The sequence below is a fragment of the Mycolicibacterium fallax genome (assembly GCF_010726955.1).
GTDB lineage: Bacteria > Actinomycetota > Actinomycetes > Mycobacteriales > Mycobacteriaceae > Mycobacterium > Mycobacterium fallax.
In genome coordinates this window covers 2801046-2824426 of sequence record NZ_AP022603.1, presented here as the reverse complement: position 1 = coordinate 2824426, position 23381 = coordinate 2801046, and the positions used below count along the sequence as shown (strand labels likewise).

Genomic DNA, 23381 nt, shown 5'->3' with positions numbered 1-23381 from the left:
GCGTCAGCGCGGTCGGATGACCACCTCGTGCACGACGGCGTCGGCCGGGGTGGCGACCACATCGGCGACGGCCGCGGCCACCGTGGCGGGGCGCAGAAACCGCTCGGGCCGGTACTCGCCGCCCTCGTAGGCCACCAGGTTGTACTGCATGTCGGTGTCGATCCGGCCCGGGTAGACGGTGGTCACCCGGAGCTCGGGTTCGTCGACGCGCAGGGAATCGGCGAACGCGCGCAACGCGAACTTGCTTGCCGCATAGGACGCCAGCCCGGGGGAGGGGTTGCGCCCGGCCCCGGAGTTGATGAACACCACCTGCCCGCGGGCGGCCCGCAGCGCGGGCAGCACCGCCAGGGTCAGCGCCACCGGCCCGAGGGTGTTCACCGCCAGGGTGGCCCGCCACTCCTCGACGGTGGATTCCGCGACCCGGCCCGGGTAGGCCACCCCGGCGCAGTGCACCAGCACATCGAGTTCGGTGAGCACCTCGGTGGTTGCGGCGATGCCGTCGGGGTCGGTCAGCTCCATCGGCCAGGTGGTGGCCCCGTGCCGGGCGGCCACCTCGTCCAACTCCGGTGACGGCCGGCCGGCCAGCAGCAGGGTGTGGCTGGGTTCCAGCGCGGCGGCGATCGCCGCGCCGAGTCCGCGGGACGCGCCGGTGATCAGGGCGGTGGGCATGGTGTCACCCTAGAGCGTGTCGTCCGGTCGCGGATCCGGTCTTGGCCCCGCAGAATGTACGGGTGGCCCGCGACCCCAACTTTTCGCCCACCGCGCTGGCGGCCCGGGCGGCCTATCTGTTGCGCGGCAACGACCTCGGTGAGATGACGACGGCGGCCCCGCTGCTGTATCCGCACATGTGGAGTTGGGACGCGGCGTTCGTGGCGATCGGGCTGGCGCCGCTGTCGGTGGAACGCGCGGTCGTCGAACTCGACACGCTGCTCTCGGCGCAGTGGCGCAACGGGATGATCCCGCACATCGTCTTCGCCAACGGCGTGGACGGTTACTTTCCCGGCCCGGCGCGCTGGGCCTGCGCGGCGCTGGCCGACAACGCTCCACCGGGCCGGCACACCTCGGGGATCACCCAGCCGCCGGTGCATGCCATTGCGGTGCAACGGATCCTGGAGCGTGCCCATTCGCGGGGTCGCAGCACCCGGGCGGTGGCCAACGCGTTTCTGGACCGCCGGTGGAATGACCTGGTCCGGTGGCATCGTTGGCTGGCCGAGGCGCGTGACCCCGACGAGCGCGGCCGGATCACCCTCTATCACGGGTGGGAATCCGGAATGGACAACTCACCGCGCTGGGATGGCGCCTACGCCAACGTTGTTCCCGGCCCGCTGCCCGCCTACCAGCGCGCCGACAATCACATCGTCACCGACCCGGCGCAGCGCCCGTCCGACGGCGAGTACGACCGCTACCTGTGGCTGCTGGAGGAGATGAAATCGGTTCGCTACCAGGACGAGCTGCTGCCGGCGACGATGAGCCTGGCGGTCGAGGACGTGTTCGTCTCGGCGATCTTCTCGGTGGCCTGCACGGTGCTGGCCGAGATCGGTGAGGAGCACAACCGGCCGAACTCCGACATCCGCGATCTGTACGGCTGGGCAGAGCGGTTCCGGGCCGGGGTGTTGGCGACCACCGTCGAAAGAACCGGGGTGGCACGCGATTACGACCTCAAGGCGCAGCGCTGGATCACCGCCGAGACGATCGCGCAGTTCGCCCCGCTGCTGTGCGGGGGGTTGCCGCACGACACCGAGCGGGCCCTGCTGCGCCGACTGGAGGGGCCGCGGTTCGCCGGGCACCCGGACCTGCGCTACGCCCTGATCCCGTCCACCTCGCCGGTGTCCCGGGAGTTCCGGGCCACCCAGTACTGGCGCGGTCCGGTGTGGCCGGTGATGACCTGGCTGTTCGCCTGGGCCTTTGCCCGACGGGGCTGGGCCGAGCGGTCACAGGTGTTGCGGCAGGAGGGTTTACGTCAGGTCAGCGAGGGCAGCTTCGCCGAGTACTACGAGCCGTTCACCGGTCGGCCGCTGGGCAGCATGCAGCAGTCCTGGACGGCGGCGGCGGTGCTGGACTGGCTGGGCTGAGCCGGCTCAGCCGGCCTTCTCGGGCTCCCCGGTGGCCAACCGCTGCAGCGGACCGATCGCCCGATCGAGGGCGTCGATCTCCTCTGGGGTGAGGTTGTTGAGCAACTCGACGAGCGCGGCGTGCCGGTGCGCCAACGATTCACGGTGCTCGGCGTGCCCCTTCGGGGTGATCTCGACCAGCACGGCCCGCAGATCCGAGGGATCCCGGGTCCGCTTGACCAGGCCGAGTTTTTCCAGCCGGCGAATCGCGACGGTGGTGGTCGGGGTCCGGACCCGCTCGCGCGCGGCCAGTTCGGTCATCCGGATCGGTCCGACCTCCAGCAGCGTCACCAGGATCGAGAGTTGGGCCAGGGTGAGCTCACCGGCGGTTGAGGCGGCGCGTGGCGTATCGCCACGACGCAGCACCGAGAACAACTTGCCCAGCGTGCGCTGCAGGTCCTCTGCAATCCGCGCCAGGTGCGGCTCAACGGCCGTGCCGGCTTCGCCTTCCGCCATAGTTTGCCAGTCTAACCTGTCTGCTCGCCCCAGCCTGCGGGTGCTGAGAAAACCCTGAACGGGTCGCGGCTCACCCCAGCAGTTGCCGCAGGATCCGGATCAGCTCGAGCGGTTGGTCGCCCTGAACCGAATGGCCGGCGTCGGCGACGACGATGGTCTCGCGGAACCCGGGCGCCTCCCGGGCGAACTGCTGGGCGTCGTCGTCGTTGACGAAGTAGGAGTTGGCGCCGCGGACCAGGGTGGTCGGCATGGTGATCGCCGGAACATCGTCCCAGAGTCCGTCGAAGCCGTCGCCCTTGCGGAAGGCGTCGTAGCGCCAGGCCCAGCGGCCGTCGTCGAGCTGCTTGGCATTGTGGAACACGCCGCGGCGCAGCGATTCCCGGCTGCGGTGCGGCGCGGCGGTGACCGCTTCGTCCAGCATCGCGGCGAAGCTGTCGAAGGTGCGTTCGCCCTGGACCAGGGCCACCGCGCCGAGCTGGGCCTTGGTCATCTCGTTGTGCCGGGCCGGGGCCGACGGGGTGACGTCGACGAGCACCAGCTCGGGCACCAGCGCCGGTTCGGTGGCCGCCACCCGCAGCGCGGTCAGTCCGCCGAGGGACATCCCGACCACCAGCCGCGGCGATGGCGCGAGCTCGCGCAGCACCGGCCGCAGCGTCTCGGCGTTGAGCTTGGGCCCGTAGTCGCCGTCCTCGCGCCAGGCCGAGCGGCCGTGTCCGGGCAGGTCGACGGCCAGCGCCGGCAGTCCCAGGCCCAGCACCACGGTGTCCCAGGTGTGGGCGTTCTGGCCGCCGCCGTGCAGGAACACCACCTCGGCGGGGCCCGCGCCCCAGGTCAGCGCGCTGACGGTACCGAGCTCGATCCGGCCGACCGGCGGCAGCGGCGAGCGGACCCCGGCCGCGGTGGCGTTCTCGGGCAGCAGCGCGAACTCGTCGAGGCGCAGCAGTTCGTCGTCGGTGAGCACATCTCTTTATACGACGAAGGTGCGGCGGGAGCCCAGATCCGGTCCGGATCTGCGTTCCCGCCGCACCTTCGTCGGCGGTAGAGCGGCGGTGCTAGTCGGCGCCGATGATGAACTCTTCGAGCTGCTGACGGGCGACGTCGTCGGCGAGCTGCTCGGGCGGGCTCTTCATCAGGTAGGCCGAGGCCGGGATGATCGGGCCACCGATGCCGCGGTCCTTGGCGATCTTGGCGGCGCGCACCGCGTCGATGATGATGCCGGCCGAGTTCGGCGAGTCCCACACCTCGAGCTTGTACTCCAGGTTCAGCGGCACGTCACCGAAGGCGCGGCCCTCCAGCCGGACGTAGGCCCACTTGCGATCGTCGAGCCAGGCGACGTGGTCGGACGGGCCGATGTGCACGTTCTTGTCCTCGACCTTGCCGGCCAGCGAGCCGGTCAGGTTGGAGGTCACGGCCTGGGTCTTGGAGATCTTCTTGGACTCCAGCCGCTCGCGCTCCAGCATGTTCTTGAAGTCCATGTTGCCGCCGACGTTGAGCTGGTAGGTGCGGTCCAGGGTGACGCCGCGGTCCTCGAACAGCTTGGCCATCACGCGGTGGGTGATGGTCGCGCCGACCTGGCTCTTGATGTCGTCGCCGACGATCGGCACGCCGGCGTCGGCGAACTTCTTGGCCCACACCGGGTCGGAGGCGATGAACACCGGCAGCGCGTTGACGAAGGCCACCCCGGCGTCGATCGCGCACTGGGCGTAGAACTTGTCGGCCTCATCGGAGCCCACCGGCAGGTAGGAGACCAGCACGTCGACCCGGGCGTCGCGCAGCGCCTTGACGACGTCGACCGGCTCGGCGTCGGAGACCTCGATGGTGTCGGCGTAGTACTTGCCGATGCCGTCAAGGGTGGGGCCGCGCTGCACGGTGATGTCGGTCGGCGGGACGTCGGCGATCTTGATGGTGTTGTTCTCCGAGGCGTAGATGGCCTCGGACAGATCGAAGCCGACCTTCTTGGCGTCGACGTCGAACGCGGCGACGAACTTCACGTCGCGCACGTGGTACGGACCGAACTTGACGTGCATCAGGCCGGGCACGTTCGAGTTCTCGTCCGCGTCCTTGTAGTACTGCACGCCCTGCACAAGCGAGGACGCGCAGTTCCCGACGCCGACAATGGCGACCCGCACATCCGTCGACGCGGTCACGTTGTTCTCACTCATGGGTTCTCCTCCGATCGGTACTGCTGTTTGTCTGTGGGCCGTGGGTGTTTCAGGGTGTTTCGGGTTGGCCCTGTGCGCCGCGCTCGGCGGCGATCAACTCGTTGAGCCAGTTCACTTCGCGTTCGCTGGACTCCAGACCAAGCTGGTGCAACTGCTTGGTGTAGCGGTCGATCGAGCCGCTGGCGCGCGCGATGGCCTCACGCAACCCCTCCCGGCGTTCTTCGACCTGACGACGACGGCCCTCCAGAATCCGCATCCGGGCCTCGGCAGGGGTGCGGTTGAAGAAGGCCAGGTGTACCCCGAAGCCGTCGTCGGTGTAGTTCTGCGGGCCGGTGTCGGCGACGAGTTCGCTGAACCGTTCCCGCCCGGCGTCGGTCAGCTGATACACCCGCCGAGCGCGACGCACCTTGGTCGTCCCGGTGGGTGCGGCGTCCTCGACGATCAGCCCGTCGGCCTGCATCCGGCGCAGCGCCGGGTACAGCGAACCGTAGGAGAACGCCCGGAAGGCGCCGAGCAGACCGGTGAGCCGTTTACGCAGCTCATAGCCGTGCATCGGGGATTCGAGCAGCAGGCCGAGGATGGCCAGTTCCAGCACTCGATTCACCTCCTGCAGAATTTTGTCGCACCGTTACGGCGGACCGACACGTCGCAGAATTGTATCGCGCCGATATATTCGGCCGCAAAACGGCAGGCCAGTGCGACCCGGCGGCCGGCGAACCCCGGCGCCGGCGCGCCGGGGGCGTCAGCCCGGGTAGTTGATCCGCGTGAGGGTGCCGTCGGGATGCAGCGTGAGAGAGCCGCTGCCGAACTCTGCGGAGACATACACCGAGATCAGGACCGCCTCGGGGGTCTGCGGGTCACCGGACGGCTCGATGATCAGATACCTGTTGTTGACCTCGGCGGGGGCGATGCCCAGCGTTTCCGGCGCGCCCCGCAGCACCCCGACGATCGCCGCGGTGTCGAATTTGGTGAGATCCACCACTCGGTCCCCCGAGCTGCGGGCGCTCGGCCGCGGATCGTCCCAGCCGCCGCGGTAGACGGAGCTGAACTTGCGGCGCTCGTCGGCGCGGTCCGGGAAGTCCAGCGAGGCGTAGTCGGGATAGACCACCAGCCGATAGCCGGTGGTGTCGCCGAAGCGCTCGCGCATCTGGGTGAACAAGCCGGTCAGCCCGCCGAGTGAATGCAGCTGCCGCGGCGGGGTCAGCACCACCGGTGCGACGCCGTCGGGCGCGGCGCCCGGATCGGGGGCGCGGCTCAGCGGCGAGGAGGACGTGCCGTACAGGCCCCAGCCGATCCCGATGCCGAGCAGCACCAGCGCGCCGGCGATCGCCGCGCGCAGGCCCCAGCCCGGTGCCGGCCGTGGTGGCCCCTGGTTGAGGTCGGGCAGTCGCACTGGGGCGCCGTCGGTCTGCAGGTCCGCGACGAGCGTCTGCAACTCGCCGAGGGTGGTCGCCGCGGTGGCGGTGGCAACCCGCTGCCGGTGCTCCTCGCCGGAGAGCTGACCGTCGGCCAGTGCGCCGTCGAGCACCGCGCAAGCGTCATTGCGATCGCTGTCCTTGGCGCGGGTTCGCGCGGTTCGGCGGGTCGCCACAGCTAGATGGTAGGGGGCCGTCCCGCCGCCCGGCCGGTGATGGCGACGTACTCTGGTGACCGTGCGATTGCAGCGACAGGTGGTGGACTACGCGCTCCGGCGCCGGTCCCTGCTGGCCGAGGTGTATTCCGGGCGAACCGGGGTCACCGAGGTGTGCGACGCGAATCCGTATCTGTTGCGTGCCGCGAAGTTTCACGGGAAACAAAGCTCGGTGATGTGCCCGATTTGCCGCAAGGAACCACTGACGCTGGTTTCCTGGGTTTTCGGTGATCAGCTGGGTCCGGTCTCGGGGTCGGCGCGCACCGCCGAGGAGCTGGTCCTGCTGGCCACCCGTTACGAGGAGTTTGCCGTTCATGTCGTCGAGGTGTGCCGGACCTGCAGTTGGAACCACCTGGTGAAGTCGTACGTGCTGGGGCTGCCCAAGAAGCCCAAGTCGCCGCGTACCCGGACCGCGCGGAAGGGCGCGCGGACCGCCAGTGAATAACCCCGTCAACGGCCCGGAGCCGACCCCGAGCGACGCTGCCAACACGCCACCCACGGGTGGCGCGCCGCGTCATGCCCAGAAGCCGGCCGAGCCGGTCCGTCCGGGAACGGACCGTCCCGGACCGGACCGGGCCCGGACCGAGCGCCCCGAACCAGACCGCACCGGCCCGGGCAGCACTGGCCCCGGGGGCAACGGCCCGGGAAGTAATGGCCCGGGCAGCACCGGCCCCGGTACCGGCGGCCCGAATCGCCCCGGCCCGCCGCGGCCGGCCCCGCCGACCCGCCCCGATCCCCGCCCGACCGCCGTCATCCCGCCGGTCCGCGACGAGCTGGACCCGTCGCTGCGGGACCCGATCGACGTGGTCAAGGCCGCGCTGGACGGCGTCCCGGCCCCCAAGAAACCCGCTGAGCCGCCGGCCGCCGGCGGCGACGGGCCGCCGCGGCGCCCGCTGGCCGGGCTCAGCATCAACTGGCGCTGGGTGCGCCGCGGCGCCGTGGTCGCCGCGGTGCTGCTGCTGTTGCTGCCGTTCGTCACATTCGCGATGGCCTACTCGATCGTCGACGTGCCCAAGCCCGGCGACATCCGGACCGCGCAGGTCTCGACGATCCTGGCCTCCGACGGCTCGGAGATCGCCAAGATCGTGCCGCCGGAGGGCAACCGGATCGACGTCGGCATCGACCAGATCCCCGAGCACGTCCGCGACGCGGTGATGGCCGCCGAGGACCGCGACTTCTACAGCAACCCCGGCTTCTCCTTCACCGGGTTCGCCCGCGCGATCAAGAACAACATCGTCGGCGGGGACACCCAGGGCGGGTCGACCATCACCCAGCAGTACGTCAAGAACGCGCTGGTCGGTGACGCCCGCAGCGGGTTCGGCGGCCTGGTGCGCAAGGCCAAGGAACTGGTCATCTCCACCAAGATGTCGCGAGAATGGTCCAAGGACGAAGTGCTGGAGGCCTACCTCAACATCATCTACTTCGGCCGCGGCGCCTACGGGATCTCGGCGGCGTCGAGGGCCTACTTCGACAAGCCCGTCGAGGACCTCACGGTGTCCGAGGGCGCGCTGCTGGCGGCGTTGATCCAGCGCCCGTCCACCCTGGATCCGGCGGTCGACCTGGAGGGTGCCCAGGAGCGCTGGAACTGGGTGCTTGACGGCATGGTCACCATCGGCGCGTTGTCCGAGCAGGACCGTGCCGCGCAGGTGTTCCCGGAGACCATCGCCCCCGAGCGAGCCAGCCAGGCGAACCAGACCACCGGCCCCAACGGGCTGATCGAGCGCCAGGTCATCAAGGAACTGATGGGGATCTTCAACATCAGTGAGCAGTTGCTCAACACCGAGGGCCTGCAGGTGACCACCACCATCGATCCGCAGGCGCAGGCCGCGGCCGTCGACGCCGTCACCGAGGCGCTGTCGGGCCAGGACGCCGACATGCGCGCCGCGGCGGTGGCCATCGACCCGCGGACCGGTGGGGTCAAGGCCTACTACGGCGGCTCCGACGCCAACGGCTTCGACTTCGCCCAGGCCGGCCTGCCGACCGGGTCGTCGTTCAAGGTCTTCGGCCTGGTCGCAGCCCTGGAGCAGGGGATGGGGCTGGGCTACCAGATCGACAGCTCGCCGCTGACCGTCGACGGCATCAAGATCAGCAACGTCGAGGGCGAGGGCTGCGGCGTCTGCAACATTGCCGAGGCGCTCAAGCGCTCGCTGAACACCAGCTACTACCGGCTGATGCTGAAGCTCAAGAACGGTCCGGAGGACGTCGCCGACGCCGCGCACCGGGCCGGTGTCGCGACCAGCTTCCCGGGCGTTGCGCACACCCTCAGCGAGGACGGCGAGGGCGGTCCGCCCAACAACGGCATCGTGCTGGGTCAGTACCAGTCCCGGGTGATCGACATGGCCTCGGCGTACGCGACGCTGGCCGCCTCCGGGGTGTACCGCAAGCCGCACTTCATCGCCAAGGTCGTCAACGCCGACGGCGAGGTGCTGTTCGACGCCGGCGGCGAGGACAACCCGGGGGAGCAGCGGATCGAGGCAGCCGTCGCCGACAACGTCACCTCCGCGATGCAGCCGATCGCCGGCTGGTCCCGCGGCCACAACCTGGCCGGCGGCCGCGCGTCGGCGGCCAAGACCGGCACCAACCAGCTCGGCGACACCGACGCCAACCGGGACGCCTGGATGGTCGGTTACACCCCGTCGTTGTCGACCGCGGTGTGGGTCGGCACCACCGGCGGGGACAAACCGCTGGTGAATAAGTGGGGCGGCCCGGTCTACGGGTCCGGCCTGCCGTCGGACATCTGGAAGGCCACCATGGACGGCGCCCTGTCGGGCACCGACAACGAGTCCTTCCCCAAGCCGCCGGAGATCGGCGGTTACGCCGGCGTCCCGGTGTACGCGCCGCCGCCGCGGCCGGTCGAGGCGCCGCCGCCGGCCGCCCCGGGCCTTCCGCCGGGCGTCGAGGTCATCCAGCCGACCATCGAGATCGCGCCGGGGGTCAGCATCCCGTGGGGCCCGCCGACGACCATCGGCCTGCCGCCGCCACCACCGCCGCCGGATCCCAACGCGCCCCCGCCGCCGCCTCCGCCCCCTCCGCCGCCGCCGGGTGACCCGGGCCTGCCACCGCCGCCCCCGTGACCGACGAGGACCGCGACTCGCAGCCCGAGGAGATCACCGAGGCCGCCGCCGGGGAGGAGATCACCGAGGCAGAGAGCACCAAGCCGGAGATCACTGCGGCCGCCCCGGCCGTCGCACCGCTGCCGCTGGCCGATGACCGGCGCAGTGTCACCGACCGGGACCTGCCCAGCCGCACCGACGTCCTCGGCAACGCGCTGTCCGGGACGATCGGCGGGCCGGTCGGGCGGCATGCGCTGATCGGGCGGCAGCGGTTCCTCACCCCGCTGCGGGTGATGTTTCTGATCGCGCTGGTCTTCCTGGCGCTGGGCGCGAGCACCAAGGCCGCCTGCCTGCAGACCGTGGGCACCGGCAGCGCCGAACAGAAGGTGGCCAACTGGTCGGGCCAGCGCGCCTACTTCCAGCTCTGCTACTCCGACACCGTCCCGCTCTACGGCGCCGAACTGCTCAGCGAGGGCAAGTTCCCGTATAAGTCCAGCTGGGTCGAGACCGACAGTGCCGGTGAGCCGCGGCTGCAGTACGACGGCCAACCCGCCATCCGGTACATGGAGTACCCGGTGCTCACCGGGCTGTACCAGTACGTGTCGATGGCGCTGGCCAAGACCTACACCGCCATGACAAAGGCGGTCCCGGCGCTGCCGGTGCCCGCCGAGGTGGTGATGTTCTTCAACATCGCGGCGTTCGGGCTGGCGCTGGCCTGGCTGGTCACCGTGTGGGCGACCGCCGGGCTGTCCGGGCGGCGGCCCTGGGACGCGGTGTTGGTGGCCGCCTCACCGATCCTGATCTTCCAGATCTTCACCAACTTCGACGCGTTGGCCACGGCGTTCGCGATGGGCGGGCTGCTGGCCTGGGCGCGGCGCCGGCCCGGCTGGGCCGGGGTGCTGATCGGGCTGGGCACCGCCGCCAAGCTGTACCCGGCGCTGCTGCTGGTGCCGCTGCTGCTGTTGGCGCTGCGCAGCGGCCGGTTGCGCCCCGCGCTGCTGACCGCCGGCTCGGCGCTGGCCACCTGGGTCGCGGTGAACCTGCCGATCGCGCTGCTTTTTCCGCGCGGCTGGTCGGAGTTCTTCCGGCTCAACGCCCGGCGCGGCGACGATATGGACTCGCTGTACAACGTGTACAAGTCCTTCACCGGGTGGTCCGGCTTCGACCCGCAGCTCGGGTTCTGGGAACCGCCGACGGTGCTCAACGCGGTGGTCGCTGCGGCGTTCGTGCTGGCCTGCGCCGGCATCGGCTACCTCGCGCTGACCGCGCCGCAGCGGCCCCGGGTCGCCCAGCTGGCATTTCTCGTCGTCGCGGCGTTCCTGCTGACCAACAAGGTGTGGAGCCCGCAGTTCTCGCTGTGGCTGGTGCCGCTGGCGGTGCTCGCGCTGCCGCATCGGCGGATCCTGCTGGCCTGGATGACGATCGACGCCCTGGTGTGGGTGCCGCGAATGCTCTACCTCTACGGCGAGCAGAACAAGGGGCTGCCCGAGCAGTGGTTCACCGCCACCGTGCTGCTGCGTGACATCGCCGTCCTCGGGCTGTGTGTGCTGGTGGTCCGCCAGATCTACCGGCCGGGCCAGGACCTGGTGCGCTGGGGTGGCCGGGTCGACGACCCGGCCGGGGGCGTGTTCGACCGGGCGCCCGACGATCCGCCGTCCTGGCTGCCCGGCTGGCTGCGGCCGCGACCGGTGCCGGCGCGCCCCGGGCCGCCGACCGACGAGGACTACGAGGCGCTGGCTATGGCAGCGGAACGTGTCGGCGCAGGAAATCCAGCTGGTCGGTGACGGCCCGCTCGAAGGCGTCGCCGACATAGATGTCGAAGTGCCCGACGGGGTAGTGCTTGAGCTCGCCGCGCGGGGCGGTGCGGGCATGCCGGACGGTGGCCTTGGCGGGCGCGACGCTGTCGGTGTCGCAGATGCAGAACAGGATGGGGGAGTTCACCCGGCGGGCCGAACGGCCGGGGAACGCGGCGGCGATCATCAGCCCGACGCCTGCGGTGACCTCATTGCGGAACGGCACCCCGTCGGGCAGCAGGCCGAGGTAGCCGGGCAGTACGTCCGGGGCCGTCATCAGGCCCAGGGACCCCGGTGACCCGGCTAGCGGCACCAGGATGCGGGGGCGCTGCCGCCGGGCGGCGAGCAGATCGGCGAGGCTTCGCGGTACCAGCTTGGCCAGCGTGACCGGGTTCATCGCCAGCACGGAGGCCAGGCCGTCGGTGAATGGACACTGGGCGATCACCGCGGCGATGTCGGTGCGCCCGGCGGCCGTCGCGATCACGTGGCCGCCGGAGAACGAGGTGCCCCACAGCACGATCCGAGACCCGTCGACCCCGGGCAGCGTCCGGGCGAAGTCGACCGCGGCGCTCCAATCCTGGCGCTGCAGGGTGATATCGAGCAGTTGGCGGGGCTCGCCGGTGCTGTCCCCGAAGTGCCGGTAGTCGAAGACCAGGGCGGCGTAGCCGGCGTCGGCGAAGCGCTGCGCGAACGCGTCCAGGCGCATCTCCTTGATCGCGCCGAGCCCGTGCGCCATCACCAGCACCGGGGCGGGTCCGGGCCCGTCGGGCCGATACAGCCAGCCGCGGCAGGTCTGCGAGCCGCTGGGGAACTCCACATCGATGCGTTCGGTCATGACGGCCAACCCTACGGACCCGGCCGGGAGGATTTCGCCGGTTGGCGGACCTACCTGTAGCCTGGGGCGGTTGCCGACGCAGGCGACCCTCCTGTCGCGGAATCCTCCGCGGCCGCACTACGACCATAGGAGGTGATGAGGTTCCCATGCGTCCATACGAAATCATGGTCATCCTTGACCCCACTCTTGACGAGCGCACCGTAGCCCCGTCGTTGGAGACGTTCCTGAACGTCATCCGCAAGGACGGCGGTTCGGTCGACAAGGTCGACATCTGGGGCCGTCGCCGGCTGGCGTACGAGATCGCCAAGCACGCCGAGGGCATCTACGCCGTCGTCGATGTCAAGGCCGAGCCCGCCTCGGTGGCCGAACTGGACCGTCAGCTGGGTCTGAATGAGTCCGTTCTGCGCACCAAGGTGATGCGGACCGACAAGCACTGAGCCAAAGGCGGGTTGCCTGTCGGCGGCCTTCCGTAGGCTGACCTGCAAAGCATCCCAATTCCCAGGAGGATCCCGTGGCTGCTGGTGATACCACCATTACCGTCGTCGGAAATCTGACCGCCGACCCGGAACTGCGATTCACGCCGTCCGGTGCCGCGGTCGCCAATTTCACGGTTGCCTCCACCCCCCGGATCTACGATCGCCAAAGCGGGGAGTGGAAGGACGGCGAGGCGCTGTTCCTGCGCTGCAACATCTGGCGTGAGGCGGCCGAGAACGTCGCCGAGAGCCTGACCCGCGGTGCCCGCGTGATCGTGACCGGCCGGCTCAAGCAGCGGTCCTTCGAAACCCGTGAGGGCGAGAAGCGCACCGTCGTCGAGGTCGAGGTTGACGAGATCGGGCCGTCGCTGCGGTACGCGACGGCCAAGGTCAACAAGGCCAGCCGCGGTTCCGGCGGTGGCGGCTTCGGTGGGGGCTCGCCCCGGCCGGCGTCCGCCCCGGCGTCGGCACCGGCCGACGACCCGTGGGGCAACGCCCCGGCCTCGGGCTCGTTCGGTGGTGGCGGCGACGACGAACCGCCGTTCTGACAACCAAAACATTTTTGAGAAAGAGATAGATCCATGGCCAAGGCCAACAAGAGGCGCCCGGCTCCCGAGAAGCCGGTCAAGACTCGCAAGTGCGTGTTCTGCTCCAAGAAGGGGCAGGAGATCGACTACAAGGACACCTCGCTGCTGCGCACCTACATCAGCGATCGCGGCAAGATCCGGGCCCGTCGGGTCACCGGCAACTGCGTCCAGCACCAGCGCGACATCGCGGTGGCCGTGAAGAACGCCCGCGAGGTTGCCCTGCTGCCGTTCACGTCCGCCACCCGCTAGCCCGTCGCGGGCTCGGCACACAACGAAAGTACGAACATGAAGCTCATCCTGACCACCGAGGTCGACCACCTCGGCGCGGCCGGTGACACCGTCGAGGTGAAGGACGGTTACGGCCGCAACTATCTGCTCCCGCGCGGGCTGGCCATCTTGGCCACCCGGGGCGCCCAGCGTCAGGCCGACGAGATCCGTCGGTCCCGCGAGACCAAGGCCGTCCGCGACCTCGATCACGCCCGTGAGATCAAGGCCGCGATCGAGGGCCTGGGCACGGTGTCCCTGCCGGTGCGCACCGCCGGTGACTCCGGCAAGCTCTTCGGTTCCGTCACCGCCGCGAACATCGTCAACGCGGTGAAGAAGGCCGGTGGCCCGAACCTGGACAAGCGTTCGGTGCACCTGCCCAAGGCGCACATCAAGGCCGTCGGCGAGCACAAGATCGCCGTCGCGCTGCACCCCGACCTGAACGCGACCGTCGTCCTGAACGTCGTCGCCGAAGGCTAAATCGTCGCCGGAGTCCGGCGCACAGCACACAACGCCCCGGTGGGAGCCATAGCGGCTCCGCCGGGGCGTTTGCTGTCCGCGCTGGCGAAGTGACTCGCGAGTAGGTTAAGCGGGCAACCGCACGCGCCGTTAACCCGCAGGACAGCACAAATCTGCCCAACACGCCCGAGAATGTAAGGTTTCCCGACACGCCGACGCGATGATTGTCCACAGCACCTAAGTCCGTCTATTGCCGTTTGACCTGCGTATTCATCAAGATTTCGGTGCTTCGTCCACAAGTTCTCCCCAAGGGCTCAACACGGCTGACCTGAACTATCCACATTGCGCTCACAGGCTTGCTAACAGGGCCCACTGGCGTGGCCGCCAGCAACGTCCTACGGTCTAGCGGGCGCGCGGTGCGTGCCGGGCCCGACGGCAGTCGCGAGCGGGCTCTGTCGGTGGCCGGACGTAACGTCACCGGGGACTGGATCGAACGCAGGTTCGGTAGGAGGAGGCGGAATGTCCATCATGGACGAGTTGGGCCAGCCCGACGTGGATGTTCCCCCGCCCAGCGAGGAATTCGGCCGGCAACCCCCGCAGGACATGGCGGCCGAGCAGTCGGTGCTCGGCGGCATGCTGCTGAGCAAGGACGTCATCGCCGACGTGCTGGAGAAGCTGCGCCCGGGCGATTTCTACCGGCCCGCGCACCAGAACGTCTACGACGCGATTCTGGACCTCTACGGGGCCGGTGAGCCCGCCGACGCGGTCACCGTCGCGGCCGAGCTGGAGCGCCGCGGCCAGCTGCGGCGAATTGGCGGGGCGCCCTACCTGCACACCCTGATCTCCACCGTGCCGACCGCCGCCAACGCCGGCTACTACGCCGAGATCGTGGCGGAGAAGGCTCTGCTGCGGCGGCTGGTGGAGGCCGGCACCCGGGTGGTCCAGTACGGCTACGCCGGTGCCGACGGCGCCGACGTCTACGACGTGGTGGACCGCGCCCAGGCGGAGATCTACGAGGTCACCAGCGACCGGCGGACCTCCGAGGACTTCCTGCCGCTGGAGGAGCTGCTGCAGCCGACGATGGACGAGATGGACGCCATCGCCTCCAACGGCGGCATCGCCCGCGGCGTGCCGACCGGGTTCACCGAGCTCGACGACATCACCAACGGCCTGCACGCCGGCCAGATGGTCATCATCGCCGCCCGTCCGGGCGTGGGGAAGTCCACGCTGGGCCTGGACTTCATGCGGTCCTGCTCGATCAAGCACGGGATGGCCAGCGTCATCTTCTCGCTGGAAATGAGCAAGTCCGAGATCGTCATGCGGCTGCTGTCGGCGGAGGCGAAGATCAAGCTCGGCGACATGCGCTCGGGCAAGATGAGCGACGACGACTGGGCCCGGCTGGCCCGGCGGATGAGCCAGATCAGCGAGGCGCCGCTGTACATCGACGACTCACCGAACCTGACCATGATGGAGATCCGGGCCAAGGCCCGGCGGTTGGCGCAGAAGGCGGAGCTGCGGCTCATCGTCGTGGACTACATGCAGCTGATGACCTCGGGCAAGAAGTACGAATCCCGCCAGCAGGAGGTGTCGGACTTCTCCCGAAGCCTGAAGCTGATGGCCAAGGAACTCGACGTCCCGGTGGTGGCGATCAGTCAGCTCAACCGCGGGCCCGAGCAGCGCACCGACAAGCGGCCGCAGGTCTCCGACCTTCGCGAGTCGGGATCCCTGGAGCAGGACGCCGACATGGTGATGCTGCTGCACCGCCCGGACGCCTTCGACCGGGACGACCCGCGCGGTGGTGAGGCTGACATCATTCTCGGCAAGCACCGAAACGGCCCCACCGCCACCATCACGGTGGCGCACCAGCTGCATTTGTCGCGCTTCACCAACATGGCGCGGTAGACCGCCGAGGTTCGTGTGCGCACCGCGTCCCCGGCCTAGGCCGGACGGCTACGCCTGGTCCAAACTCGGCCGGTAATCGGCCGCCTCGGCCTCGGCGGCAAGCAATGCGGCCAGCTCACCCTCCTGCTGGGCAACGAACACTCCGATCACCTGCCGGCACACCTCCGGCACGCTCACCCCACGCAGGTCCGCAATGCGTTTCAGCCCGACCAGCATTGACGTGGACACGTGAAACTGCACCGCGAACTGGCCGCAGGAACCATCCTCGGGCGGCAACCCCGGGCCCACCACCGCAGGTTCATCCACCCCGTACTCGCCCAGCTCGGCACGCCGAACCCGCTCAACGGCCCCACCGCTGGCGCCGCCGGCCGGATCCGGGAACTCCTCATGACTGAACAAACCCATTCCGCCCACGCTAGACCTCGCAGAGTTGCCAGGCTGCGAACAATGCGGCGCTGGAACTTGTCTGGTGGGCGGCCGGCTACAACCTCAGCCCCGAGGCCAGCACGCGTGCGGTCCTGCAACGCCGCGGCTAGTGGCCTCCGTCGGCGGTGCCTGATGAGAATCGCCGGCGCAGCGCCAGGGAGACGTACACCAGCGCGACCAGCACCGGCACTTCGATGAGCGGGCCGACGACGCCGGCGAGCGCTTGCCCGGAGGTGGCGCCGTAGGTGGCGATCGCGACGGCGATGGCGAGTTCGAAGTTGTTGCCGGCGGCGGTGAACGCCAGGGTGGTGGTGCGGGGGTAGCCGAGGCCGAGCGCGGCCCCGAGGGCGTATCCGCCGCCCCACATGATGGCGAAGTAGGCCAGCAGCGGCAGTGCGATGCGGGCGACATCCCACGGCCGGCCGGTGATCTGCTCGCCCTGCAGCGCGAACAGAATGACGATGGTGAACAGCAACCCGTACAGCGCCCACGGCCCGATCCGCGGCAGGAACCGCTGCTCGTACCAATCCCGGCCCTTGGCCCGCTCGCCCCAGCGGCGGGTCAGATAGCCAGCGAGCAGTGGGACGCCGAGGAAGATGAGCACCGATTTGGCGATCTGCCACGGCGAGGTGTCGATGCTGGTCTGCGGCAGGCCGAGCCAGCCGGGCAGCACCGACAGGTAGAACCAGCCCAGCGCGGCGAACATCACCACCTGGAACATCGAGTTCAGCGCCACCAGGACCGCGGCGGCCTCGCGGTCCCCGCAGGCCAAGTCGTTCCAGATGATCACCATGGCAATGCATCTGGCCAGACCGACGATGATCAGGCCGGTGCGGTACTCGGGCAGATCCGGCAGCATCACCCAGGCCAGCGTGAACATCAGCGCCGGGCCCACCACCCAGTTCAGCACCAGCGACGCGAACAGCAACGCGCGATCGGAGGTGACGGTGTCGAGGCGGTCATAGCGCACCTTCGCCAGCACCGGGTACATCATGATCAGCAGACCCGCGGCGATGGGCAGCGAGATCCCGTCGACCTGCACGGCGCCCAGTGCGGTGTTCAGCCCCGGGACCAGCCGGCCCAGCAGCAGCCCGGCCGCCATCGCGATGCCGATCCACACCGGCAGCAATCGGTCCAGGGTCGACAACCTGCCCGCGGCCGGTGGTGCGGCGGTGTCGGTCATGCCGGCGCCCCGGCCGCCGCGTCGACGCCGAGCAGCGCGGCGAGTCTGGTCAGCGCGCCGGGGACCACCGCGTAGTACACCCAGGAGCCGCGGCGCTGGGAGGTCAGCAATCCTGCTTCGCGCAGCACCTTGAGGTGATGGCTGACGGTGGGCTGAGAAACCTCCACTCCGGCCGCGATGTCACAGACGCAGGCCTCGCCTCCGGCGCGGCTGGCGACGGCGGAGAACAGCTGCAGCCGCACCGGGTCGGCCAGCGCCTTGAGTGCGACCGCCAACTGCGCAGCGGCCGCGGCGGTCAGGGGCTCACGCAGCAGCGCGCCCGGCGGGCAGCAGCCCGGATCGACCGAGCCTGTCAATATCGACATCCGTCGATATTGACAGGCATCTATTTGGGCGGCAACCCGATATTCTCGCCGGTGCCTTGCGGTTCCCCGCCTGGGCCCGCCGAGCCGCAGCATGCGCCACCGTCACCGACGGCACCGACGTCGAGGCCGGAAGCGGCTGGGGGTTCGGCGCCGAAGGTCTCGGAGTCGGCGAGCACCGTGTAGACCTCCCAGCGTTCGGCATCGGGTGCGGTGACCCAGACCTTGTCCTGGGTCGCGAAGCAGCAGGTGGCACCGATCTCTTCCTCGGTGAACATCCCCGCGCCGGACAGCCGGGCGATCTCGGCGTGCACCGCCGAGCTGGACTCGACCTCCACGCCCAGATGGTTGAGTGTCCCGCCCGCGCCGGGATTTGCCAGCAGCACCAGCTTCAGCGCCGGGTCGGCCACGACGAAGTTGGCGTAGCCGGGCCTCACCTTCGCCGGCCCCACGCCGAAGAGCTTGGTGTAGAAGGCGATCGAGGCCTCCAGGTCGTCGACGTTGAGGGCGAGTTGCACGCGGGACACGGGAACCTCCATGGGGGAGACGGGGCGGCGTCTTCGGCAACTCAATGTTGATCAATACTTTGATATATGTCAAAGGATAGGTAGCGTGGAGCCATGCCGAAGGCACTGCCCGTCGTCGACATCAGTGCGCCGGTGTGCTGCGCACCGCTGGGGGCGGGACCGGTGGAACCCGCCGTCGCCCTCGCACTGGCCCTGCGGCTCAAGGCCCTCGCCGACCCGGCCCGGATCCAACTGATCGCCATCCTGATGGGCGCGCGTCCGGACGCCGTCTGCGCGTGCGACCTGGCCGATGCCGTGGGACTGTCGCCCGGCACCGTCAGCCACCACCTCGCGCGGTTGAAGAAGGCCGGCCTGGCCACCTCCGAACGCCGCGGCGTCAACATCTTCTACCGCGCCGACACGGTCGCCATCGAAGCCCTGCGCGCCGTCCTGGCCACCTGCTGCTAGCCCACGTTGGAGCGATCGATGCGATCACCGGTACCGGCCACCGCCGCAAGCGTCTGGACTCCCGCCGACTTCCCCCGGGAACACGCCTGGTCCTTCGACCTCGGCCCAGCCGACCGGGCCGCCATCATCGCCGCCGGGAGCGGACCCCCCGAGACCCTCGCCGAACACTTCCGCACCGCGGCGCCGGGTTCCTGCGCCTGCGCGGCTTCCCCCGAGATGGACTCACCCCCGAGCAGACCGAACGGGCCTACCTCGCGCTGGGCACCCTGCTCGGCACGCCGGTCGGGCAAGACCGCGACGCCAACCTGCTCACCCACATCCGCGACGAACACATCGAATCAACGCCGGGGGTGCGTAAATACCGCACCAACCAACGCCAGGACTTCCACAGCGACGGCTCCGACCTCGTCAGCCTGCTCTGCCTACACCCCGCGCGCAGCGGCGGCGAATCCAAAATTGTCAGCGCGCACGCCGTCTACAACGAAGCTCTGCGCCGGGCACCGCACCTCGTCGATGTCATGTACAACTCGATGCCCTGAGACCGCAACGACGAACAACCCGCCGGCCAACCGCCCTACTTCGAACTGCCACCGATCATCGATATCGACGCCACCCCGCGGGTCTTCTTCATCGCCTGGTACATCCGCGATTCCCAACGCCACCCGGACGCCCCGCGCCTGACCGAGGAGCAACGCGCCGCCCTCGCACTCTTCGAAGACATCGCCAACGACCCGGAATTCCACATCCGGATGACCTTCGATCCCGGCGACGTACAGATCCTCAACAACACCACCGTGTTGCATTCCCGCGAGCAGTACACCGACCACCCCGAGCCCGACCGTCGCCGACACCTGCTCCGACTCTGGCTGACCGCACCGACCCCCGCCGCCCACGAACTGCTGCGCCAAGGCATACCGCGGCAATGACCCCGCCGTCCCCTGGCCACCGTGGTGCTACCTCAACGCAGCATCGGAACCTTCGAGCGACCCCTGGCGAGGAATCGTGAGTACGGCAGCAACATCACGAAATTGACGATCAACACCACGGTGATCATCACTACGACCTTCGGGTCGGTGAAGTTCTGGCCGGCCACCACAAAGGCCGCGGCCGCGTTGCGCTGTGCCGTACCGAGGGACAGCGCAACGCGTGCCTCCGATCCGGCGACCAGCCAACCGATCCCGATGCAGGTCGCGGTGAAGATGATGGCAGTCAGGAAGCCGAACGTGCCGAAAATCGAAGCCACACTGTTGAAGTGGCCGCCAATGGTCAACACCACCACCAGGATCATGCTGATGTTCGATATCCAGCCGACGGCGGGCCGGATGCGCCCCGCCAGGCCCGCCAGGCGAGCGCGGAGCAGCAGTCCGGCGGCCAGCGGAATGAGCATCAGCACGACCAGCGAGGCCGCGATCTGCCCGGGATTGACCGCCGTTCCCCGGACGAACAGGGGCAGTGCGACGGGCAGGTAGCCCACGGTCACGACCATCAGCAGCACCATCAGGCCCACGGCCTGCGCCACATTGGCCTTGGCGAACTCGGCGAGTTTGATCAAAAACGGTGCGCCGGCCGCCAAACCCGCCAGCAGCAACCCGATTCCGAGTGGCTCTTCGAGGTCGAACAGCCGCCACAGCGCCAACGCGGTCAACGGTGCCAGCACGAAATTCGCCGCCAGGGCCACCGCGACCAATCGCGGATTCTTCAGTGGCGCCAGGATCTGACCGACGGTCAGGCTCAGGCCGACACCCAGCGTGCTCGAGACCACGAAGAATACGACTGCGATATCGGCCCCGCGGACCAGAATCTCCGTCATCGGCAACCCGCTACGCCATCGTCACCAGGTTGCGCCAGAACGACTTCAGGCTGTCGCTCGCGCCGAACAGGGTGGTGAAGTGGGTTGAGTCGACGACCACGATGTCACCGGCGCGGCCAGCGGCGGGCGGCAGGTGGACCAGAGCGTTGAACTCGGTGTTGCCGGCCAAGGTGAACGGATGCGGCCGGGTCTGGTCGATCAACTGCCGGCCCAGCACCCGCAGGTCCGGTCCCTCCGGCGCGGTCAGCTCATAGTGCGGCAGGTGTGGATGCAGGGACAGGGACGTGACGTCGCGCAGCAGGCCGGCGGAATCCAGATCCTGGAACCGGGTCAGCGGCACCACCTCTCTGGTGCCCTCGATGGTGGCCGGCCGCAGGCCCCAGGTGTTGTGCACCGGGATACTCAGTCCGGTCAGCAGCGAACGCGCGAAGCCGCTGAAGCGCTGGACCCGCGGCGTAAGCGGGTCGCCGTGGTGCAGGTACTCCATCTGCTGCTGGGCTTTGTCATCGGTGAACCCGACATCGTGGTGCGGCGCCAGCACCAGGCACTTGCCTTCCTGCCCCAACCACTGCTGCAGCGCCTCGATTTCCGCCGGGGCGGCCTCCTCCTCGCCGAGCAGGTGGTCCAGGCCGAAGATCATCAGGGTGTCGGTGTCGTCCAGGACGCGTTCATCGATCGGCAGCCGGTAGCCGGCCTGATCGACGCGCTGGAACACCGCAACGGGATGCCCGGTCGTCGCCGCGGCCACTTCCTGAAACGTCAACGCCGACCGGTGAAACAGCTCCAGCGTGCCGTCGATGCCCTGCAGGAATTCGTGCGCGTCGTACTCGGGTCCGGCATAGGCGGGCCAGGTCGCCAGGCGAACCTCGGTCATGGTGGAGAACCGGTTGTACAGCAGCGCCGGGTCGCGCTGCACCTCCCACGGATAGCTCCACGACCAGTAGATCGAGACGCGTCGCTTGCCGTTGTCCGGGCGGGCGATGTGAGCCTGGTTGTAGGTGCGGGCTGGGGTGGTCATGCCGTCTCCTTTGGCGTGTTGAGGTAACGCAGCGCGCTCAGGCCGGGCAGAAAGAAGTAGGCCCCGCCGCGCAGCGTGGTGAATGCCGGTAATCCCTTGAGCACCTTGCGGATCGGCCGCTTCGGAATGGTGAAGTCCAGCGTGCCGTCCTGGGTGCCGCAGATCGGGTCGTGTTCATTTCCGAGTTCCTTGAACATCGCGTCGTTGATCCAGACGTTCTGGGCGAACTCGAACTGGCGGACCAGGCTGGCGCAGATCAGAAACATCCCGACGCCGCGCTCCACCCCGTCGTCGGCGGCGCCCTCGGGCAGCGCCGGGCCGTAGGTGCCGCTGCGTCGGATCAGCCTGCGGCGATTCGGATTCGGCTCCGTGTCGCGCGGGTTCAGCCGGCGGGCGTGGGAACCGAGCGGGCAGGCATAGCCGATCGGGTCCATCTCGCCGTAGTCGAAGTCGTTGTTACGCATCGGATCTGCGCCCAGTTCCGGATCGTCGTGGGTGGGCGCCAGGACCAGCGGAGCCCCGCTGCGCCAGCGGCCCATGAATTTCGCGGCCAGCAGTTCCTGGCCTACGGCATCCTCGGCGTTCTGCTTGAGGTAGTCGCGGAAGGCCCCGACGTGTTCCTCCAGCCGGCGGTAGGCGAGGTAGCTGCCGTTGCGCGAAAGTGCCCCGGGGATCGGCTCGTTCGAAACCAGGCCCTCCTCGTCCGGATAGCCGAGGAGGAACTCGCCGGGGGCAAGGTAGCCACCCGCGCCGGGAATCAGTACCTCACCCGAACCCGCGATCTGCGGCTGGGACACCGGATCGCGGTAGCCGAAGTGGTCGTGGTCGTACTCGAACGGCGCGGTGGCGGCGAGGTCCAGATGCGACAGTGCCCGCACCCCCGGGCAGCGAGCCAGCAGGGCGTCGTGTTCACCGACGCACCGCACCCGCTCCGGCTCGTCCCGGGCGAACAGGATGACGATCGCGTGCAGATCGTCACCGGCGAGCCCGCCCAGCCAGTGCTCGGGTGCGGCCGCGCCGGTGTCCCCGAGGATGTCGGCGCGCGAGGCCATGCCCTCGCGGAACTCGTCCGGGAAACTCGCCAGGGTTTCCTCGTCAACCCCCAAGGCGCGCAACCCATTCCAGGTGAAGGCCAGGTTGACCCAACGCTTGAACACGTTGACCGTCTCGCGGACGTCGGTGGCCGACTGCACCAGCGGAACCATCTCGGTCAGCCAGGCCTGGCCGGCCTCGGGGGTGTCAAAGGACAGGAACTCATACCGGCCGGTCAGGTGTGGCGTCCCGGTCAGCATGATGTGTTGGATGTCGTCGAATTCCAGTGCTGTCATTGCATTTGGTCCAGCATCTCGGAGAAGGCGGCCTTCAGGCGGAGCGCCTTCTTGACCTCCTCCGAGGTCACGTACGGGTACTCGCCGTACTCCAGGAAGCTGGGCACCTGGTGCTCGCGGACGAACATGATGAACGCCTCCGGATTGGTCTTCCAATCCTCCGGGAAGCCCACCAGGTGGGTGAATGCCGTGGTGATGCCGGTCGAGCTGAACAGTTTGACGGCGTCCTCGGTGTACTTGTCGAAGTCGGTGTCGAAGATGCCCTGGTACTGGAAGTGCAGGCCGGACCCGACATCGAAGAGCTGCCAGCGCAGGTAGTGCAGCTTCAGCGGGGCGAGGACATCGGGCTGGGCGGTGACGGCTGCCTCCAACTGCTTGCCGTAGTCCCGGATCGCCTGCTCATGGCCGTCGAGCACCTTGGCGATGATGTTGAACCCGTAGCAGGCGGGGGTGCGGGGGAAGGTCGGCCCGTAGCGCCCACGCGTCAGTTCGAAGTAGCCCTCCTTCGGGATGGCCATTGCGGCCGGCGTGATCGGATCGGTCATGAGTCTTCTC

The 23381-nt window shown here is 69.0% G+C and carries 25 protein-coding genes and 1 pseudogene; 11 read left to right on the top strand and 15 right to left on the bottom strand.

Going from position 1 to position 23381, the window contains the following annotated elements:
- Positions 1-3: 3 nt before the first annotated feature.
- Entirely contained in the window at positions 4-669 is a 666-nt protein-coding gene (locus G6N10_RS13485) for an SDR family oxidoreductase (protein WP_085092987.1), read from the bottom strand.
- A 62-nt stretch (positions 670-731) separates the two neighbouring features.
- Between G6N10_RS13485 and ggh the strand changes: the two genes are divergently transcribed.
- Complete coding sequence (gene ggh / locus G6N10_RS13480) at positions 732-2072, top strand: glucosylglycerate hydrolase (protein ID WP_085092989.1); 1341 nt, start codon at positions 732-734, stop codon at positions 2070-2072.
- A gap of 6 nt (positions 2073-2078) precedes the next feature.
- Here the strand turns inward: ggh and G6N10_RS13475 are convergent, their stop codons facing one another.
- The 5 genes from G6N10_RS13475 to G6N10_RS13455 all read right to left on the bottom strand — a co-directional run bounded on the left by G6N10_RS13475 (position 2079) and on the right by G6N10_RS13455 (position 6320).
- A complete protein-coding gene (locus G6N10_RS13475; RefSeq protein WP_085092991.1) occupies positions 2079-2567 on the bottom strand; it encodes a MarR family winged helix-turn-helix transcriptional regulator in 489 nt (162 codons plus the stop codon).
- A 70-nt stretch (positions 2568-2637) separates the two neighbouring features.
- Positions 2638-3528, bottom strand: a complete 891-nt coding sequence (locus G6N10_RS13470; RefSeq protein WP_085092993.1) for an Rv0045c family esterase — start codon at positions 3526-3528, stop codon at positions 2638-2640.
- 91 nt (positions 3529-3619) lie between these two features.
- Complete coding sequence (locus G6N10_RS13465; RefSeq protein WP_109750390.1) at positions 3620-4729, bottom strand: inositol-3-phosphate synthase; 1110 nt, start codon at positions 4727-4729, stop codon at positions 3620-3622.
- Between the two features lie 49 nt (positions 4730-4778).
- The gene (locus G6N10_RS13460) at positions 4779-5324 is read right to left on the bottom strand and encodes a PadR family transcriptional regulator (protein WP_085092995.1); all 546 of its coding nucleotides are present in this window, start codon (positions 5322-5324) and stop codon (positions 4779-4781) included.
- Between the two features lie 147 nt (positions 5325-5471).
- The gene (locus G6N10_RS13455; protein ID WP_085092997.1) at positions 5472-6320 is read right to left on the bottom strand and encodes a DUF1707 SHOCT-like domain-containing protein; all 849 of its coding nucleotides are present in this window, start codon (positions 6318-6320) and stop codon (positions 5472-5474) included.
- A gap of 61 nt (positions 6321-6381) precedes the next feature.
- On the opposite strand from G6N10_RS13455, the gene G6N10_RS13450 reads away from it, so the two are divergent.
- The 3 genes from G6N10_RS13450 (at position 6382) to G6N10_RS13440 (ending at position 11196) form a co-directional block, all read left to right on the top strand.
- Positions 6382-6804 carry a DUF5318 domain-containing protein gene (locus G6N10_RS13450; RefSeq protein WP_085093146.1) on the top strand — a complete coding sequence of 141 codons (423 nt, stop codon included), beginning with the start codon at positions 6382-6384 and terminating at the stop codon, positions 6802-6804.
- A gap of 307 nt (positions 6805-7111) precedes the next feature.
- On the top strand, positions 7112-9433 hold the full coding sequence (locus G6N10_RS13445; protein ID WP_163742687.1) for a transglycosylase domain-containing protein: 2322 nt from the start codon (positions 7112-7114) through the stop codon (positions 9431-9433).
- Positions 9434-9522: 89 nt separating this feature from the next.
- Entirely contained in the window at positions 9523-11196 is a 1674-nt protein-coding gene (locus G6N10_RS13440; RefSeq protein WP_085093152.1) for a glycosyltransferase family 87 protein, read from the top strand.
- Here the strand turns inward: G6N10_RS13440 and G6N10_RS13435 are convergent.
- Positions 11150-12040, bottom strand: coding sequence for an alpha/beta hydrolase (locus tag G6N10_RS13435; protein WP_085093150.1), 891 nt, complete (start codon positions 12038-12040; stop codon positions 11150-11152). The two genes, G6N10_RS13440 and G6N10_RS13435, sit on opposite strands and share 47 nt — an antisense overlap.
- Positions 12041-12186: 146 nt before the next feature.
- Here G6N10_RS13435 and rpsF point away from each other — a divergent pair, with 146 nt between their 5' ends.
- From rpsF to dnaB, 5 genes are all read left to right on the top strand, one after another.
- The gene (gene rpsF / locus G6N10_RS13430) at positions 12187-12477 is read left to right on the top strand and encodes a 30S ribosomal protein S6 (protein WP_085092999.1); all 291 of its coding nucleotides are present in this window, start codon (positions 12187-12189) and stop codon (positions 12475-12477) included.
- 74 nt (positions 12478-12551) lie between these two features.
- A complete protein-coding gene (locus tag G6N10_RS13425; protein ID WP_085093001.1) occupies positions 12552-13061 on the top strand; it encodes a single-stranded DNA-binding protein in 510 nt (169 codons plus the stop codon).
- Between the two features lie 33 nt (positions 13062-13094).
- The gene (gene rpsR, locus G6N10_RS13420) at positions 13095-13349 is read left to right on the top strand and encodes a 30S ribosomal protein S18 (RefSeq protein WP_085093003.1); all 255 of its coding nucleotides are present in this window, start codon (positions 13095-13097) and stop codon (positions 13347-13349) included.
- 36 nt (positions 13350-13385) lie between these two features.
- The gene (gene rplI / locus G6N10_RS13415; RefSeq protein ID WP_085093005.1) at positions 13386-13844 is read left to right on the top strand and encodes a 50S ribosomal protein L9; all 459 of its coding nucleotides are present in this window, start codon (positions 13386-13388) and stop codon (positions 13842-13844) included.
- 498 nt (positions 13845-14342) lie between these two features.
- A complete protein-coding gene (gene dnaB / locus G6N10_RS13410) occupies positions 14343-15725 on the top strand; it encodes a replicative DNA helicase (protein ID WP_085093007.1) in 1383 nt (460 codons plus the stop codon).
- A 48-nt stretch (positions 15726-15773) separates the two neighbouring features.
- On the opposite strand, the gene G6N10_RS13405 is transcribed toward dnaB, so the two are convergent.
- The 4 genes from G6N10_RS13405 to G6N10_RS13390 form a co-directional block, all read right to left on the bottom strand.
- On the bottom strand, positions 15774-16130 hold the full coding sequence (locus G6N10_RS13405; protein WP_085093154.1) for a hypothetical protein: 357 nt from the start codon (positions 16128-16130) through the stop codon (positions 15774-15776).
- 127 nt (positions 16131-16257) lie between these two features.
- Positions 16258-17334, bottom strand: a complete 1077-nt coding sequence (gene arsB, locus G6N10_RS13400; protein WP_085093009.1) for an ACR3 family arsenite efflux transporter — start codon at positions 17332-17334, stop codon at positions 16258-16260.
- A complete protein-coding gene (locus tag G6N10_RS13395; protein WP_085093011.1) occupies positions 17331-17699 on the bottom strand; it encodes an ArsR/SmtB family transcription factor in 369 nt (122 codons plus the stop codon). Before G6N10_RS13395 ends, arsB begins: the two co-directional genes overlap by 4 nt.
- Before the next feature lie 20 nt (positions 17700-17719).
- The gene (locus G6N10_RS13390; RefSeq protein ID WP_085093155.1) at positions 17720-18223 is read right to left on the bottom strand and encodes an ArsI/CadI family heavy metal resistance metalloenzyme; all 504 of its coding nucleotides are present in this window, start codon (positions 18221-18223) and stop codon (positions 17720-17722) included.
- Between the two features lie 93 nt (positions 18224-18316).
- Here G6N10_RS13390 and G6N10_RS13385 point away from each other — a divergent pair, with 93 nt between their 5' ends.
- Positions 18317-18670: an Rv2640c family ArsR-like transcriptional regulator gene (locus tag G6N10_RS13385; RefSeq protein WP_085093013.1), complete on the top strand. Its 354-nt coding sequence runs from the start codon at positions 18317-18319 to the stop codon at positions 18668-18670.
- Positions 18661-19596 (top strand): annotated as a pseudogene (locus G6N10_RS13380) (TauD/TfdA family dioxygenase). Before G6N10_RS13385 ends, G6N10_RS13380 begins: the two are co-directional and overlap by 10 nt.
- A gap of 32 nt (positions 19597-19628) precedes the next feature.
- Here G6N10_RS13380 and G6N10_RS13375 read toward each other — a convergent pair.
- Genes G6N10_RS13375 through G6N10_RS13360 form a run of 4 tightly spaced genes read right to left on the bottom strand, consistent with a single transcriptional unit; the run spans position 19629 to position 23371 of the window.
- Positions 19629-20480, bottom strand: a complete 852-nt coding sequence (locus G6N10_RS13375; protein WP_234810429.1) for a bile acid:sodium symporter family protein — start codon at positions 20478-20480, stop codon at positions 19629-19631.
- Positions 20481-20490: 10 nt separating this feature from the next.
- Positions 20491-21498: a hypothetical protein gene (locus G6N10_RS13370; protein ID WP_085093017.1), complete on the bottom strand. Its 1008-nt coding sequence runs from the start codon at positions 21496-21498 to the stop codon at positions 20491-20493.
- Positions 21495-22826: a Dyp-type peroxidase gene (locus G6N10_RS13365; protein WP_085093019.1), complete on the bottom strand. Its 1332-nt coding sequence runs from the start codon at positions 22824-22826 to the stop codon at positions 21495-21497. Before G6N10_RS13365 ends, G6N10_RS13370 begins: the two co-directional genes overlap by 4 nt.
- A complete protein-coding gene (locus tag G6N10_RS13360; RefSeq protein WP_085093021.1) occupies positions 22823-23371 on the bottom strand; it encodes a hypothetical protein in 549 nt (182 codons plus the stop codon). The genes G6N10_RS13365 and G6N10_RS13360 overlap by 4 nt, the downstream gene beginning before the upstream one ends.
- Positions 23372-23381: the final 10 nt, after the last annotated feature.